Here is a 15122-nt window from a genome sequence, read left to right as displayed (position 1 = left end):
GGTGCGGGGCCTGGTGGGGCCGCCGCAGGGCGCCCGGGTGCCGCAGATGCGCGGGCACCGGCTGCGCGTGGAGGCGGACGGGCGGGTGCTCAGCGACGTGGACGACCCGGTGGAGGGCGTCACGGTCGCGTCACAGGACGGTGCCGCCCACGTCGTGGTGCACCCCAGGGCGGCCGCGCCGCTGCGGTCCACCGCCCGGACGGTGACCGTGACCGGGGCGGCCGGGTCGGCGTTCCGCTACCGGGCGGACGCGCTGGTCACGGGGCCCGTGGAGGCCCGTACGTGGACGGTGCGGCCGGCCGCCTGGTCGCTCGTCGTCCCCGCGCCCGCCCTGTCGCCGGAGGGCGCGTAGGGCCCCGGAACCTCCCCGTCCCGGCCGGGACAGATCCCGTACGCCATTGCTAAGTTGACGCCCGCAGCAAAGAAATGGAACACCGGAGTCACCGAGGCAGGGCGCGGGGGAAGGAGCCTTCATGGCCTGGGACGAATGGGAACAGCTCAAAAGCGAGGCCGCCGAGAAGAACGCGACGGCGATGCGCCTCAATCAGCTCCCGCCCGAGCACGGCGGCGGCACACCGCAGGGCGGCGACCTCAAGGTGCACCAGAAGGACCTCGCGGCCGTCGGTGACAGCGCGTTCAAACTCTTCGACAAACTGGGCAAACACGGCCGGGACGCCTGGTCCATCAGCCAGACCGCGGCCAAGGACCTGACGACGCAGGGGTTCGCGCTGGGCGGCGCCCTCGATCACGTACAGGAGAACTGGGAGAAGCAGCTCAAGACGCTGCTGGACGCCTGTGCGCACATCTCCAATCACCTGGACTTCACACAGAAGGCACACGCCGGCGACGAATACCGCATCACCGGAATGGTGAGCAGTATCACCACGCTCGACCAGGGCTTCACGGAGAGGACGCAGCGCTGATGGATCTCGAAACGCTGCGCCACGCGAACTTCGCCCAGCTCAACCAGGCCATTACCGCCTGGAACGGCGTCGTGGAAAAACTGAAGGCGCTGGAGACGGACGCCCGCGACGATATGAAGGCGAAATCGGACAAGGCGAACTGGGCGGGAGAGAACGCCCAGATCACTCGTGCCTTCATCACGAAGACCGCCGGCGAGTTCTCGGACGCGCACACGCAGGCGAAGAGCATCCACAACATCCTCAAGGACACCAGGGACGAGCTCCAGGACTACAAGGAGCAGCTTGACCAGGCGATCACCCGGGGCCTGAAGAAGAACCTCACGGTGACGCCGACCGGCGACGGCGGCTTCACCGTCACCATGAACATCCACCCCGACCGCGCCGCCAAGGGCCACGAGGTGCCCAGCCACTCGCAGCAGGACGTGGACCACCTCCGGGACGACGTCCAGCGCATCCTCAACCGGGCGACCGAGAGCGACGAGTCCGCGGCGAAGGTGCTGCGCGCCCTCTCGTCCCAGGCCGAGCACGGCTTCTCCGGCGCCTCGTACGGCGACCGCGACAGCGCGGCCGAGGCCCTCAAGAAGGCGGAGGAGGCGGCCGCCCTCATCAAGAGCAAGGGCGACGAGATGTCGCCCGAGGAGTTCCTGAAGCTCAACTCCACGCTGGCGGCGTACAAGAACGACCCGCTCTTCCAGGAGAAGTTCGCCACGACGCTGGGCCCGAAGAGGACCCTGGAGTTCTGGGCGGACCTGTCGAGCCCGGACAACACGAACGAGCTGACCCGGACGCTGACCAGGACGCAGCTCAACCAGCTCGGCGAGTTCCAGAAGAACCTCGGCGTCGTCCTGGGCGGCGCCACCCAGTCGGACAGCCCCGCCATGCGGCAGTGGGAGAACGACATGGTGCGGCTCTCCGGCGAGCGCTACAAGACGCGCGGCGCCGAGGTCTGGGGCTACCAGATCATGAGCAACCTCATGCGCACCGGTGACTACGACGACCGGTTCCTCAATAAGTACGGCAACGAGCTGGTCGCCACCGAGAAGAAGATGAAGATCCCGGACCGGTACTGGCAGGGCATGGGTCCGATGATGCCCAAGATGAACTTCATCGGCGACGGCGAGTTCGGCCGCGACCCGATGACCGGCTTCATGACGGCCCTGTCCAACAGCCCGGACGCCGCGACGCAGTTCTTCAACGCGAAGGAGCCGCAGGACAACGCTCAGTGGGTGCTGAAGGAGCGCCCGTACTTCGACGACTCACCGCTGAAGGACGGCCCGAACGAGGCGAGGGACGCGGCCGGGCGGGCGATGTTCGCTGCGGTGTCGGGCGTGTCCGACCCGAAGGACCCGAACGCCGAGTTCCTGCCGCACTCGCCGGAGCAGCGGGAGGCCATGAAGCGGTCCCTCGGCATCCTCGCCGGCATGGGCAACGACTTCCCGCCGGAGCTGCGCGACGACATGGCGCTCGCCATGGGCAACCACGGCGACTGGGTCCACAAGGCGATGAGCGACCCGGTGTCACGGCACGAGCTCGACTCGGCGCAGCTCATGGAGGTCAGCAAGCAGATCTCGCGGAACAAGGACGCCTACGGCGAGCTCGTCACGCAGATGCACGGCGCGATCACGGCCGACATCTACACGGAGAAGGAGCACCCCGAGGACAGCCTGGACCGGGCAGGGCGCACCATCGGCTTCCTGGAGGAGGCCCGCTACCAGGCGACCAACGACGAGAAGGGCGAGAAGCTCGCCGACGCGTCGTGGGACAAGGTCGGCAGGTACCACGTCATCGGCGGCCTCGTCACACCGTGGCATCCGGCCGGCGACGCGGCGCAGCGTGTCGTGGACGCGATCACGTCGAAGATGCTGGAGGACGAGCAGAACAAGATCAACGCTCAGGCCACCGCGGATCACCAGGAGACGTACGGCAAGCGCACCCAGGAGCTCCAGCAGATCGCGGACATCTGGTACCAGCAGAACAAGGAGTGGGCCGAGGACCCGACCCACGAGGGCTACTCGAAGGATCACGGCATCTACAAGCAGATCGGGGAAGCCGCCAACGACGGCAACAAGAAGGCCGAGGGGGTGGCGGGCGTCCAATGACGAACGCGCTGCGCCGCACCGTCGGCCCGGTGGCCCTCACCTGCTGCCTCGCCCTGTCCCTCGCCGCGTGCGGCGGCGGGCGCGAGTACACGGTTCCGCAGCAGGCGTGCGGGGTGCCCCTCGACAAGAAGGCGCTCGACCCGTTCCTCGTGGACGGCGAGGAGTTCAAGGTCAGGGGCGATTCCCTGGGCGATCCCAAGGTGGAGTACCCGAGGTACTGCGTCATCGGGGTGGACGGCTCGCGAGTGGTCGGTATCCACCTCTACAAGGAGGATGAGCTCGTCGACCCGATGGACGATCTGTGGAGCCACAGGTTCGAGAACCGGGAGAAGGTGAAGGACGTGCCGTTCGGCGGCCTGGCCGCCGTGGGAGATCGCAACGCCATGGTCACCACCAGGTGCGCCACCCCGCAGGCGAACTATCTCATTGCGGACATGTCCTTCGCGGCCAAGGCCGGCGATGACCTCGCCGAGCGCCGCAAAGACATCGAGGCCTTCGCTCTCGGCTTCGTAGCGGAGATGAAGAAGGAACTCGGCTGCACGAAGTGACCCCTGGCGGCGGGCGCCCCACCCCGGGGCGCCCGCCCTGTCACACCGAGCCGCCCTTGCGGTCCCGCTCGCGGTCCCGCTCGCGGTCCCGCTCGCGGTCGCGCCAGCGGGACATGATCTGGAGCATTTCCGTGTGGAGGAACGCGAAGAACTCCGCCGTCTCCGACATCCGCGCCCCCGCCGGCGTGTCCGGGCCCAGGGCCTCCGCGCCCTCGCGGAGGGTCTGCTCCCAGCGGGTCAGGATCTGGTCGCGGCGTGTGAAGACCTCGTACCACATGCCCTCGTGCAGCACGTACCGCTCGCGGCGTGAGCCGGGGTCGCGTTCGCGGCCGATCAGGTTCACCTGGGCCAGGTAGCGTACCGCGCCCGACACGGCCGCCGGGCTGATGCGGAGCTGTTCGGCGAGCTCGGCCGAGGTCATGGCGGCCCCCTCGGACACCAGCAGCGCGGCGAACACCCTGGACGCCATGCGCTGCATCCCCGCCTGTGTCAGCTCTCCCGCGAAGCGCTCGACGAAGCGGCTCACCGCCTCCTCGTCGCGCTCCCGCTCGTCCCCGACCCGTATGACCTGGTCTTCCTGCCCCATGGGCCCATCGTCTCCCGTCGTCAGCCGCATCAGGAGATTTTATACGCTTCCTTAACTTCACAAATTTGTGAAACAAGCCGTAGCGTCGAAGCATGACGAACGCCATCACCGTCGCCGGACTGCACAAGTCCTTCGGGCGCACGCACGCGCTGGCCGGCCTCGACCTGACCGTCGCGACCGGCGAGGTCCACGGCTTCCTCGGGCCCAACGGCTCCGGGAAGTCCACCACCATCCGGGTCCTCCTCGGGCTGCTGCGCGCGGACGCCGGCGCCGCGCGGCTCCTCGGCCGCGATCCGTGGCGCGACGCCGTCGAGCTGCACCGGCGCGTGGCGTACGTCCCCGGCGACGTCACGCTGTGGCGCAATCTGTCCGGCGGGGAGGTCATCGACCTGTACGGGAGGCTGCGCGGGGGCCTGGACAAGGCGCGGCGCGCCGAGCTGATCGAGCGGTTCGAGCTGGACCCGACGAAGAAGGGCCGTACGTACTCCAAGGGCAACCGGCAGAAGGTCGCGCTCGTCGCCGCCCTCGCCTCCGACGTCGACGTGCTGATCCTCGACGAGCCGACGAGCGGCCTCGACCCGCTGATGGAGGGCGTCTTCAAGGCGTGCGTGAAGGAGGAGCAGGCGCGGGGCCGGACCGTGCTGCTGTCGTCGCACATCCTGAGCGAGGTGGAGAGCCTCTGCGACCGGGTGAGCATCATCCGCAAGGGCGTCACCGTCGAGTCCGGGTCGCTCGCGGAGCTGCGCCATCTGACCCGTACGAGCGTGGAGGCCGAGCTGGCGGCCCCGCCGAACGGGCTCACGCACCTGCCGGGCGTCCACGACGTCCGGGTCGACGGCCACCGCGTGAGGCTCCAGGTCGACACGGACCGGCTGGACGCGGTGCTGCGGTCGCTCACCGAGTCCGGGGTGCGGTCGCTGACCAGTGCGCCGCCCACCCTGGAGGAGCTGTTCCTGCGCCACTACGAGGACGAGGCGGTGGCCCGATGACCGCCGTCGCGGCCGCGGCGGCCCGGCGCACCGGCGGCGCCCGTCACCTGGCCGGCACGGGCGCGCTGCTGCGGCTCGCGCTGCGCCGCGACCGGGTCATGCTGCCCGTCTGGGTCCTGGTCCTCGGCACGATGGTCGTCAGCGGCGGCGGCTCCATCGAGGCCCTGTACGACACGCCCGCCAAGCGCGCGCAGGTCGCCGCGTCGATGTCCGCGAACAGCTCGCTGCGGTCCCTGTACGGGCCGGTGTTCGGTGACTCGACGGGGGCGCTGGTCGCCTGGCGGTTCGGGGTCTTCGCCGCCGTACTCGCCGCGATCATGAGCCTGATCATCGTCGTGCGGCACACCCGCGAGGAGGAGGAGACCGGCCGCCAGGAGCTGCTGTCGTCGGCGATGGTGGGCCGCAGGGCGCCGCTGACCGCCGCGCTGCTCGCGGCGCTCGTCGCGAACACCGCCCTCGTGCTGATCATCACGGCCGGTCTGGCGGGCCGGGGCGCGGGCAGCGCGCTCGCGCTGGGCCTGGCGGTCGGGCTGACCGGCATGGTGTTCGCCACGATGGCGGCGATCGTCGCCCAGCTCACGGAGAGCGCCCGGCTCGCGAAGGGCCTGACGTCCGGGGTGCTGGGCCTGGCGTTCATCCTGCGCGCGGCGGGCGACGCGGGCACGGCTGGGGGTCCCCCCCAGGTCGGAGACCTAGGGGGAGGCTCGTCCGTCCTGACGTGGCTGTCCCCGGTCGGCTGGGCGGAGAACGTACGGGCCTTCGCCGGCGACCGCTGGTGGGTGCTGCTCCTGCTCGGGGCCGCCGTCCTGGTGCAGGGCCTCGCGGCGTACGAGCTGACGGGGCGGCGCGACGTCGGCATGAGCTTCCTGCCGGCCCGGCCGGGGCCCGCCGAGGGACGGCTCGCCACGGCCGGCGGCCTGGCGTGGCGGCTCCAGCGCGGCGGGCTGCTCGGCTGGACGGCGGGGTTCCTGATCGCCGGGGTGATGTTCGGCGGCATGGTCGAGGGCGCGGCCGACCTGGTCGGGGACAACGAGCAGGCCCGCGAGATCTTCGAGCGCCTGGGCGGCGCGCAGGTCCTGACGGACGCGTTCCTCGCGGCGCTGCTCGGCATGTTCGGGATGGTCGCCTCGCTGTACGCGGTGGGCTCGGTGCTGCGGCTGCACAGCGAGGAGACGTCGCAGCGCGCCGAGCCGGTGCTGGCCAACGCGGTCGGGCGGCTGCGCTGGGCGGCCGGGCACCTGGTGATCGCGTTCGCCGGTTCGGTGCTGCTCATGGCGGCGGCCGGGTTCGGTATGTACGCGTCGTACGGGAAGGACCTGGGTGCTGTCCTGGGCGCGGCCGCCGTGCAGGTGCCGGCGGTGTGGCTGCTGGGCGGGCTGGCGGTACTGCTGCACGGGGCGTTCCCGAGAGCGGCGGTCGCCGCGTGGGGCGTGGCGGGTCTCTCGCTCGCCATCGGGTGGATCGGGCCCGCGCTGAACCTGCCGCAGACGATCCTCAACCTGTCGCCGTTCGGTCACCTGCCGAAGCTGCCGGGCACGGACATGGCCTGGCCGCCGGTGCTGGTGCTGCTGGCACTGGCCGTCGCCCTGGTCGCGGCGGGCCTGGCGGGCCTGCGCCGCCGCGACATCATCACGTCGTGACGCTCAGGACGCCGTGAGGCTCAGACCGTCGTGAGGCTCAGACCGTCGTGACACTCAGAACCTCGTGACGCTCAGAACCTCGTGACGCTCAGACGGTGACCAGCAGCTCCTTCAGTCCCCGGATCACATAGCCCGGCTGCCACTCCGGCTCGGCGGCCGGGCGCATCCCCGGAGCCCGCCGCAGGAGCTCACCGAACGACGCGGTGAGCTCCAGGCGGGCCAGCGGCGCGCCCAGGCAGTAGTGGATTCCGGCGCCGAACGCGATGTGCGGGTTGTCGGCGCGGCCGAGGTCCAGCCGTTCGGCGTCGGGGAACCGCTCCGGGTCCCGGTGGGCGGACCCGAACAGCAGGGCCACCTCCGACCCCCTGGGCACGGTCACGTCCCCGATCTCGATGTCGTCCAGCACCCAGCGCTCGAACATCTGGAGCGGCGTGTCGAACCGCAGCAGCTCCTCCACGGCTGTGGACAGCGCCACGTCCCCGCGCCGTAGCGCGGCGAGCTGCTCCGGGTGCCGGAAGAGGGTCCACCAGCCGTTGACCGTCGTGTTGACGGTCGCCTCGTGCCCGGCGTTCAGCAGCAGCACACAGGTGGAGACCATCTCCTGCTCGCTGAGCCTCTCGTCCTCGTCATGGGCGGCGATGAGCGCGGAGATGAGATCGTCCCCGGGCTCCGCGCGCCGCGCCGCGATCAGCTCCTTCAGATACGCGGAGAACTCCACGGACGCGGTGACGGCCCGCCGCGCGGTCTCGTCGTCCGGGTTCAGCTCGAACATCCCGCAGATGGCGGCGGACCAGGGCCGCAGCAGATGCCGGTCGGCCGGCGGAACGCCCAGCATCTCCGCGATGACCGCGACGGGCAGCGGCTCCGCGACCCGCGCGAGCAGATCGCCGCCCCCGTCCGCGACGAGCCCGTCCACCAGCTCGGCCGCCAGCCGCTCCACGACGGGCTTCAGCCGCTCGACGGTACGGGGCGTGAACGCCTTCGACACCAGGCGCCGGATCCGCGTGTGGTCCGGTGCCTCCAGGTCCAGCAGCCCGTTCCCGTTCAGCACATGGAACGGCTCGTGCTCGGGCGGTGGCGGGGTGCGCCCGAACTCCTCGTGCGTGAACCGGTGCAGATACGTCCGCCCCAGCCGCCGGTCCCGCAGCAGCGCGGCCACGTCGGCGTAGCGCGGCACCAGGAACTGTCCGCTCGCCTCGAACCAGTGCACCCGGCCCCGGTCCCTCAGCTCCGCGTACGCGGGGTACGGATCGGCCACGAACTCCGGCGACCACGGATCGAACTCCACCATGCGCGGACGCTACCCCACCGGTCAGCCCGGGGTCACCAGTCGCGCCTCGTACGCGAACACGGCCGCCTGGGTGCGGTCGCGCAGGCCCAGTTTCACGAGGATGCGGCTCACATGGGTCTTGATCGTCGACTCGGCCACCACCAGGTGCGCGGCGATCTCCGCGTTCGACAGGCCCTGGGCGATCAGCACCAGCACCTCCGTCTCGCGTTCCGTCAGGTCGCCGACCTGCGACAGGGCCGCGGGGCGCGGCGACTCCGCGCGCTTCGCGAACTCGGTGATCAGCCGCCGCGTCACCGTCGGCGCCAGCAGCGCCTCGCCGGCCGCCACGACCCGCACCCCGTCCGCGAGCTGCCGCGCCGACGCGTCCTTCAGCAGGAACCCGGACGCACCCGCGCGCAGCGCCTGGTACACGTACTCGTCCAGGTCGAAGGTCGTCAGCACCAGCACCTTCGCGTCGCCGTCCGCCGCGACGATCTCCCGGGTCGCGTCGATACCGTTCATCTCCGGCATCCGGATGTCCATGAGCACCACGTCCGGGCGCAGCGCCGCGACCTGCCGGACCGCCTCCCGGCCGTTCACCGCCTCACCGATCACCTCCATGTCCGGCATCGCGTTCAGCAGGACCGAGAAGCCCTCCCGGACCATCATCTGGTCGTCCACCACCAGGACCCTGATCGTCACGGTGCCTCTTCCTTCGCCACCGGTATGAACGCGGCGACCTCGTAGCCCCCGTCGTCCGTCGCCTCCGCCGTCAGCTCGCCGTTCAGCATCGCCACCCGCTCCCGCATGCCCGTGATGCCGTGCCCCGCGCCGGGCGAGGGCTTGAGGAGGCCGCGCGGCGGCCCGTTCACCACCCGCAGACCGAGCCCGCCCAGGACGTACGACAGCTCCACGCGCGCCCCCGCGCCCGGCGCGTGCCGCAGCACGTTGCTCAGCGCCTCCTGGACGATCCTGTACGCGGACAGCTCCACGCCCTGCGGCAGCTCCCGCACCGCGCCCGTCACCGTCTTCTCCACGCCCAGGCCCGCCTCCCGGACGTTCGCCAGCAGGCCGTCCAGGTCCCCGAGCGTCGGCTGCGGGGCGTCCGGCGCCTCGTAGTCCTCCGCCCGTACGACGCCCAGCACGCGCCGCAGCTCGGTCAGCGCGGCCACCGCGTTCTCCCGTATCGTCGCGAAGGCCTGCTCCAGCTCGGGTGGCGCGTTCTCCACCCGGTACGGCGCGGCCTCCGCCTGGATGGCGACCACCGACATGTGGTGGGCCACCACGTCGTGCAGCTCCCGCGCGATGGTGGTGCGCTCCTCCAGCAGCGTCCGCATCGACCGCTCCTGTGCCGTGACGGTCTGCTGCGCGGTGACCTCCTCCCGCGCCTGGCGGCGCACCTGCAGCACGGTGACGCCGAGCAGCGCGAGCGCCGAGGTGAACAGCATCTCGGGCGTGTTGCCGTACCCGCTGCCGAGGACCACCTCGGCGGCCATGCCGTACGCGCCCGTGATCACCCACATCCACGCAGCCGTGCGCGGCCGGGTCCGCGCGGCGACGACGGTCAGCACGACGAGGTGCGCGAGGAACGCGGGCGGCGACCACGGCCAGCCGTCCCACTCCCCCGTGAAGAAGCCGAACACGGGCGCCGCCAGCAGGGACGCCCAGAACGCGGCGACCGGCCTGACCAGCGTGAGCAGCATGGCGCCCGCGGGGACGAGCCCGGCGACGAGGAGCACCCGCCCCGTCTCGTACACCCCCAGGAGCAGCAGCAGGGCCGCCCCCGCGACGACCGCGTGCGGCAGCCACGCCGCGTACCGCCGTATCCGGCCCGGCAGCCGCCGCGTCACGGGACCGTCCGTGGCCATGGGCGGCAGCGGCCGGTACTCCATGGCGTCATGGAAGAGGTCCTCGCGCAGGCCCCGCAGTATCCCCACGGCGTGGTGGAACTCGGGGCTGCGCCCGCCCGGGTCGATGCGCTGCGTCGTCTCTGTCACGCTTGCAACGGTACGGGCGCCCCCGCGTGCACGGCGTCACCTCACAGAGGGTTCTGTCACATCCCTCCTGAGTACTACACGGTGTACGCAGGGCTTCAGCAGGAAGTCGATCACCTCTTGCGGCCGCCCCTGGGCCCGCCGGCGGGCCACCGCCTCGTCACCAGGCGAGTTGGGCGATCTCCTCGGCCACCACCGCGCACGCGTCCGCCGCCGGGTCGATCAGCGGGAAGTGGCCCACGTCGTCCAGGAGCGTCAGTCCGACCATCTCGCCCGCCTTCGCGGCCGCGTCCACGTACGCCTCGGCGACCGGCGGCGGTACGACGGTGTCCTCGCGGCCCTGGACGACGGCCGTGGCGATGCCGGTCGGCAGCAGCACCGCCGGGTCGGCGGCGGCCGCCCGCACCTTGAAGTCGGCCTCACCACCCAGGAGTTGCGTCACCGCCCCGCCGCACACGCCGAGCTCCACCGCCCGGTCGAAGTGGGCGATCGGGGCGAGCGCCACGACCCCGCGCAGGTCCGGCGGCCCCGGCAGCCGCCACGGCGACCCGGCGGGCAGGACGTGCCGGGCGGCGGCCCACAGGGCGAGGTGCCCGCCGGCCGAGTGCCCGGTCAGGACGGTACGGCGCACATCGGCCCGCGGCAGGTGCGCGGCGGCCAGCGCGGGCAGGGCGTCCAGCGCGGCGGCCACGTCGTCGAACGTCTCCGGCCACCGCCCGGCCACCGGCCCCGTACCGGCACCGGCACCCCGGGGTGCGGGGATGTCGGTGCCGCGCCGGTACTCGACGCTGGCGACGGCGAAGCCGCGCCGCGCCAGGAAGTCCGCGAACGGCGACACGTGCCGCCGGTCGTACGGCGCCCGCCAGGCCCCGCCGTGCAGCACGACGACCAGCGGCACCCGGTCGTCACGGTCCGGGGACGTCCGGGGCGCGTAGAAGTCGACGACCTGGTCGGGGTGCCGGCCGTACGCGGCCGTGGAGCCGGGGTCGACGGCCGGGTGCGACAGGGCCGATGCTTCCTCGGCGGCGTCGCGCGCGGCTGAGTCGGCGGGGTCGGGCATGGTTGCTCAACCTTTCGGTGACGGGGCCGAATTGGCCTGACCTGCGGGGACCGTATCAGGACTGACGCCCCGACAGGCCCCCGCGGGCCGACCGGAGCCGACTGGCCCCAGGGCCCCGCCGGTCCGGTCCCGTAACGGCGTCAGCGCCCCGGTCGCACCTGCGCGCACACCTCGGCGAGTACGCGCGCCGCCCGCTCGGTGTCGGCGAAGCCGACGTACAGCGGGGTGAACCCGAAACGCAGCACGTCAGGGCGGCGCAGATCGCCCACGACACCCCGCGCGATCAGCTCCTCCATCACGGCCGGCGCGTCGGCGCAGGCCAGCGCGACCTGGCTGCCGCGCTCCGCGTGCGCGGCCGGCGTGAGGGAGGTGACGACGCCCTCGGGGACGTACGCCTCGACGCACTCCAGGAAGAAGTCCGTCAGGGCGAGGCTCTTGGCCCGTACGTCCTCCATCGCGACGCCGTCCCAGACCTCCAGGGCCGCCTCCAGCGCCCGCATCGACAGGATGTCCGGCGTGCCGACGCGGCCGCGCCGCGCGCCGTCCGCCGCCGCGTACCCGGGGGTCATCGCGAAGGGGTCGGCGTGCGAGTTCCAGCCGGGCAGCGGCGAGTCGAAGCCCGCCTGGTGGCGCTCCGCGACGTACAGGTACGCGGGCGAACCGGGCCCGCCGTTGAGGTACTTGTACGTGCAGCCGACCGCCAGGTCCACGCCGTGCGCGTCGAGGCCCACGGGCAGGGCGCCCGCGCTGTGGCACAGGTCCCACACCGCGAGGGCGCCCGCGTCCCGCACGGCGGCGGTGATGCCGGGTAGGTCGTGGAGGCGGCCGGTGCGGTAGTCGACGTGGTTGACGAGCGCGGCGGCCGTGCGCGGCCCGACGGCAGCGGCCACGTCGCCGGGCGCGACGGGCACGATCCGGCGGCCCGTCATCCGGGCGGCCGACTCCGCGATGTACCCGTCCGTCGGGAACGTCGTCGCGTCGACCACGATCTCGTCCCGGCTGTCGTCGCCGACGAGCCGTACGGCGGCCACCAGGGCCTTGAAGACGTTCACGCTCGTCGAGTCACCGACGACGACCTGTCCCGGCGCCGCCCCGACGAGCGGGGCGATGCGGTCGCCGATCCGCTCGGGCGCGGTCCACCAGCCGCTCTCGTCCCAGGAGCGGATGCGCAGCTCGCCCCACTCGCGGCCGATGACGTCGGCCATCCTGGCGGGTACGTGGCGGGGCAGCGCCCCGAGCGAGTTGCCGTCCAGATAGACCGCGCCGTCGTCGAGTGCGAACAGCTCGCGGCGCTTGGCGAGCGGGTCGGCGGCATCGAGGGCCGCGGCCTTGGTGTGCAGGGCGTCGGTCTTCGCGTGCAGGGCGACAGACGTCGCGCCCATGGCGTCGGACTTCGCGTGCGGGGCGTCAGACATGGCTGCGCGCCGTCCACAGCTCGGGGAACACGTTCTTGCGGGCCCGCTTCTCCAGCCAGGCGACCCCGGCGGAGCCGCCCGTACCGGTCTTGGAGCCCATGGCGCGGCGGGTGGCCACCAGGTGGTCGTTGCGCCAGCGCCACACCATCTCGCCGATGTCGGTGAGCAGCTCACCGAGCCGCATCAGCTCGCCGTGCTCGACGGGCGCGGCGTACACGGCCGCCCAGATCTCCTCGACGGCCGGCGCCGGCTCGTACCGCTGCGACAGGTCGCGGTCCAGGACCTCGGCCGGCACGGGCAGCCCTCGCCGGGCGAGGAGGCGCAGCACCTCGTCGTACAGGCTCGGCTCGTGCAGGGCCTTCTCCAGCTCGGCGTGGACGCGGGGCGCACCGCGGTGCGGGACCAGCATCGACGCGGACTTCTCGCCCAGCAGGAACTCCATCCGCCGGTACATGGCGGACTGGAAGCCGGAGCCCTCGCCGAGGGCGCCGCGGTACGCGTTGAACTGGGCGGGCGTGAGGCGGGCGAGCGGCTTCCACGAGGCGTTGAGGGCTTCCAGCTGCTGCACCGAGCGCTGGAGGGCGTCCATCGCGTCCTGGAGGCGGTCCTCGCGCAGGGCGCGGCCCGCGGTCTCCCACTCGTGGACGATCACGGTGAACCACAGCTCCATGACCTGGGTGGTGACCAGGAAGACCATCTCGCCCGGGTCGTCGGAGCGGAGGTGCTGGAGGTGGGTGAGGACGTCCGCCTGGACGTAGTCCTCGTAGGGTGTGGTGCCCGCGAAATCGAGGTTCGGGGCGTCTTCCGAACCGTCCGCCGAGGCATCGGGGGAAGTAGGCGTGGGCGAAGTAGACATCGCTGTCTCCGTCAATGCGTGCTACCGGGTAGCGGTCCGCTCCTTCCGTTCGGGTGGTGGAGCCCCGGTCCCCTCGGGACCCGGCTCACCGGCACATGGTCCCGGTCGCATCATGGCACGATCGGACCGGTGATGTAACGGCCGTCCTCGTCGTACGGCCAGGCGTTGGACACGCAGCCGTGCAGGCCCTTGATCTGCTGCATCATCACCGGCGCGGGCTTTCCGGGGCCCGGACAGGCCATGTGCGTGCGGATGCCGATCTCGTGGCCGATCTCGTGGTTGATGATCAGGTGCCGGTACTCGGCAGGGGTTCCGGAGAACGTCGGGGAGCCCGTCAGCCACCGCTTGAGGTTGACGACGACGCCTTCGGTGGTCTCGCAGTTGTACTCGCCGCGCGTGTTGAGCCCCTGGGCGAGGCAGAGCTTGTCGGCGGTCTTCGGTGTGGCGATGCGGATGACGAAGTCGGCGTTCTCGGTGACGAGCTGGAAGGACCCGCGGCCGTGCGCGGCCCAGCCCCGCGGGTGGGCGAGGATCGCCTCGATCTCGCGGGCGGCGTCGGCGGCGGAGATCCCGATGCCGTCCTCGACCTGGACGCGGTAGCGCCGCAGCGGCCCGCTGCCGACGGCGGCCCCGGCGGTCCGCGCGCTCGTGAACGTCCCGGGCCCGGACGCGGGCACGGACGCGGGCACGGCGGGGCTGGAACTGCCGCCTGCGGTGACGGACGGCGAGGGAGACCCGGACGCGGAGGGCGACGAGGACGAGGACGCGGACCGGGCCGGGGACGGCGAGGTCCGCGCACCGCTGCCCGGGGACGCCCCGGGCGACGCCGCCCGCCTCTCATCGGGGCGCGGCGACGAGGGCGCCAGATCCGCCGGGCCGACCGCTGTCGTCACACCCCCGCCGCCCTGGAGATGGGCCAGCGCGGCGCCGGTGCCCAGGGAGACGGCTCCGAGCGCGAGGGCGCCGAGCACTATGCGCCCCAGCGGCCGGGAACGCCGCCGCTGGCGACGACGCCGCCCTCGCGGCGTGGCAGCACGCTTACCCAAGACAGACCTCTCCCCGTGTTCGCGGCCGGGTGGGGGGGGGAGGTCCGGCACGTCAATTCGCTGGTCCGTTCGATCGTACCGGTCGGTCTTTCCCCCACCCCGCCCCTTCCCGAATCGGGGGCTCCGCCCCCGAACCCCCGCTCCTCAAGCTCCCCCAAGCTCTCCGAGCAGGGGGTACCCCCACAGGCGCGATGCGGGGGTCTGGGGGCGGAGCCCCCAGTTCGGGAAGGGGCGGGTTGGGGAACCCCACCGGCCGCCGTCAGCCCAGTGTGTCCGCCGCCAGTGGCGACGAGTCGCGGAGGAACGTCGTGCAGCGTTCGTACTCCTCCTGCTCACCGATCTCCCGCGCCGCCCGCGCCAGGGCGTGCAGCGCCCGCAGGAAGCCGCGGTTCGGCTCGTGCTCCCACGGCACCGGGCCGTGGCCCTTCCAGCCGGCGCGCCGCAGGGCGTCCAGGCCCCGGTGGTAGCCGGTGCGGGCGTACGCGTACGACTCGACGACGCGCCCGGCGTCGAACGCCACGTCCGCGAGCTGCGCCCACGCCAGCGAGGAGGTCGGGTACTTCGCCGCGACCTCCTCGGGCGCGGTGCCGCCCGCGAGCAGCTCGCGGGGCTCGGGGTCGTCGGGCAGGTGGGTGGGGGGCGGGCCGCCCAGCAGGTTCTTGTGGATGCTCATGCCCCCAGTCTGCTACGCCGGCA

The 15122-nt window shown here is 72.2% G+C and carries 14 protein-coding genes and 1 pseudogene; 6 read left to right on the top strand and 9 right to left on the bottom strand.

What is annotated here, in order from left to right:
- From HTZ82_RS31260 to HTZ82_RS31245, 4 genes and pseudogenes are all read left to right on the top strand, one after another.
- A pseudogene (locus HTZ82_RS31260) lies at positions 1 to 352 on the top strand (diacylglycerol kinase); the annotation flags it as partial.
- A 121-nt stretch (positions 353 to 473) separates the two neighbouring features.
- Positions 474 to 923 carry a hypothetical protein gene (locus HTZ82_RS31255; RefSeq protein ID WP_175412781.1) on the top strand — a complete coding sequence of 150 codons (450 nt, stop codon included), beginning with the start codon at positions 474 to 476 and terminating at the stop codon, positions 921 to 923.
- Positions 923 to 3022 (top strand): hypothetical protein, encoded by a 2100-nt coding sequence (locus HTZ82_RS31250; protein ID WP_175412780.1) that lies wholly within the window; start codon positions 923 to 925, stop codon positions 3020 to 3022. Before HTZ82_RS31255 ends, HTZ82_RS31250 begins: the two co-directional genes overlap by 1 nt.
- The gene (locus HTZ82_RS31245) at positions 3019 to 3570 is read left to right on the top strand and encodes a hypothetical protein (protein ID WP_175412779.1); all 552 of its coding nucleotides are present in this window, start codon (positions 3019 to 3021) and stop codon (positions 3568 to 3570) included. Before HTZ82_RS31250 ends, HTZ82_RS31245 begins: the two co-directional genes overlap by 4 nt.
- 40 nt (positions 3571 to 3610) lie before the next feature.
- Here the strand turns inward: HTZ82_RS31245 and HTZ82_RS31240 are convergent, their stop codons facing one another.
- Positions 3611 to 4156: a GbsR/MarR family transcriptional regulator gene (locus tag HTZ82_RS31240; protein ID WP_175412778.1), complete on the bottom strand. Its 546-nt coding sequence runs from the start codon at positions 4154 to 4156 to the stop codon at positions 3611 to 3613.
- Positions 4157 to 4248: 92 nt separating this feature from the next.
- Between HTZ82_RS31240 and HTZ82_RS31235 the strand changes: the two genes are divergently transcribed.
- Together HTZ82_RS31235 and HTZ82_RS31230 are read left to right on the top strand one after the other, a co-directional pair.
- Positions 4249 to 5145, top strand: a complete 897-nt coding sequence (locus HTZ82_RS31235; protein ID WP_175412777.1) for an ABC transporter ATP-binding protein — start codon at positions 4249 to 4251, stop codon at positions 5143 to 5145.
- Entirely contained in the window at positions 5142 to 6785 is a 1644-nt protein-coding gene (locus HTZ82_RS31230; protein WP_175412776.1) for an ABC transporter permease, read from the top strand. The genes HTZ82_RS31235 and HTZ82_RS31230 overlap by 4 nt, the downstream gene beginning before the upstream one ends.
- 88 nt (positions 6786 to 6873) lie before the next feature.
- Here HTZ82_RS31230 and HTZ82_RS31225 read toward each other — a convergent pair whose 3' ends face one another.
- The 8 genes from HTZ82_RS31225 to HTZ82_RS31190 all read right to left on the bottom strand — a co-directional run bounded on the left by HTZ82_RS31225 (position 6874) and on the right by HTZ82_RS31190 (position 15099).
- A complete protein-coding gene (locus tag HTZ82_RS31225; protein WP_175412775.1) occupies positions 6874 to 8076 on the bottom strand; it encodes a cytochrome P450 in 1203 nt (400 codons plus the stop codon).
- A 21-nt stretch (positions 8077 to 8097) separates the two neighbouring features.
- Positions 8098 to 8757: a response regulator transcription factor gene (locus tag HTZ82_RS31220; protein WP_175412774.1), complete on the bottom strand. Its 660-nt coding sequence runs from the start codon at positions 8755 to 8757 to the stop codon at positions 8098 to 8100.
- Positions 8754 to 10052 (bottom strand): histidine kinase, encoded by a 1299-nt coding sequence (locus tag HTZ82_RS31215; RefSeq protein ID WP_175412773.1) that lies wholly within the window; start codon positions 10050 to 10052, stop codon positions 8754 to 8756. Before HTZ82_RS31215 ends, HTZ82_RS31220 begins: the two co-directional genes overlap by 4 nt.
- 157 nt (positions 10053 to 10209) lie before the next feature.
- Positions 10210 to 11109, bottom strand: a complete 900-nt coding sequence (locus HTZ82_RS31210; protein ID WP_175412772.1) for a S9 family peptidase — start codon at positions 11107 to 11109, stop codon at positions 10210 to 10212.
- A gap of 140 nt (positions 11110 to 11249) precedes the next feature.
- Positions 11250 to 12491 carry a kynureninase gene (gene kynU, locus HTZ82_RS31205; protein ID WP_175412783.1) on the bottom strand — a complete coding sequence of 414 codons (1242 nt, stop codon included), beginning with the start codon at positions 12489 to 12491 and terminating at the stop codon, positions 11250 to 11252.
- 25 nt (positions 12492 to 12516) lie between these two features.
- On the bottom strand, positions 12517 to 13380 hold the full coding sequence (locus HTZ82_RS31200) for a tryptophan 2,3-dioxygenase family protein (RefSeq protein ID WP_175412771.1): 864 nt from the start codon (positions 13378 to 13380) through the stop codon (positions 12517 to 12519).
- A gap of 110 nt (positions 13381 to 13490) precedes the next feature.
- Entirely contained in the window at positions 13491 to 14351 is an 861-nt protein-coding gene (locus tag HTZ82_RS31195; protein ID WP_309235807.1) for a DUF3152 domain-containing protein, read from the bottom strand.
- Positions 14352 to 14685: 334 nt separating this feature from the next.
- On the bottom strand, positions 14686 to 15099 hold the full coding sequence (locus tag HTZ82_RS31190; protein WP_175412769.1) for a DUF3151 domain-containing protein: 414 nt from the start codon (positions 15097 to 15099) through the stop codon (positions 14686 to 14688).
- Positions 15100 to 15122 lie beyond the last annotated feature (23 nt).

This window comes from Streptomyces sp. TRM64462, from assembly GCF_013362995.1.
Classification (GTDB): domain Bacteria; phylum Actinomycetota; class Actinomycetes; order Streptomycetales; family Streptomycetaceae; genus Streptomyces.
This window is presented reverse-complemented; position numbering and strand designations above follow the sequence as displayed.